This window comes from Streptococcus sp. 27098_8_86 (assembly GCF_041432595.1).
GTDB classification, from domain to species: domain Bacteria; phylum Bacillota; class Bacilli; order Lactobacillales; family Streptococcaceae; genus Streptococcus; species Streptococcus pneumoniae_F.
Map to the genome: position 1 here is coordinate 1 of NZ_JAPVZW010000038.1, position 585 is coordinate 585.

The following is a 585-nucleotide window of genomic DNA, read 5'->3' on the forward strand; positions in this document are numbered from 1 at the left end:
GGCGAAACCTCCGCAACAGCAGTTCTAGCAGAAGAAACTTTGGATGATGCGGTCAAGAAGCTAAATGAAGCGGATGAGAAACATAAGGTGATGGATACCAATTTCAAGAGTATCTATGATGGTATTTCGAGTCTCTATCGTCTGAGTGCTCCCTTAAGCAGCACCTTCTATACCAATACCCAAACAGCCCGGAAGTATGTTCAGGATACGAAAAATAAGGTAAATGCCTTTGATAAGATGACAACAACCAGCAGTACCGAACAACTTTTTAGTGCTTTAAGTAGCCAGATGGCGGCTGCGGGACGAGTGAAGACTCTGAGTTATAGTGATCCTGTTTTAACTAACTTTGTGGCCCATGACGACCTCGGTAAAGCGATTTATGAGATGGATCAGCAGTATGCGAAAGCCAAGGCAGAAGCGATTGAGGTTGCTAAACGCAAGGCAGAACAAGAAGCCGCTGAGCGAGAAGCTTCTTATCGCCGTCATCACCCCATCCAAGCCTGGCTGAAGGATCGCTCGAATGGGATTGGTTCCTGGTGGGGAGATGTCGTTGAGGGAACACGAAATCTACCGCTTCCTCAAGAG

General features: G+C 47.0%; 1 protein-coding gene. It reads left to right on the forward strand.

Annotated elements, in window-relative coordinates:
- The coding region (locus O3616_RS10100; RefSeq protein WP_371638797.1) for a T7SS effector LXG polymorphic toxin at positions 1-585 on the forward strand (585 nt) is incomplete at both ends.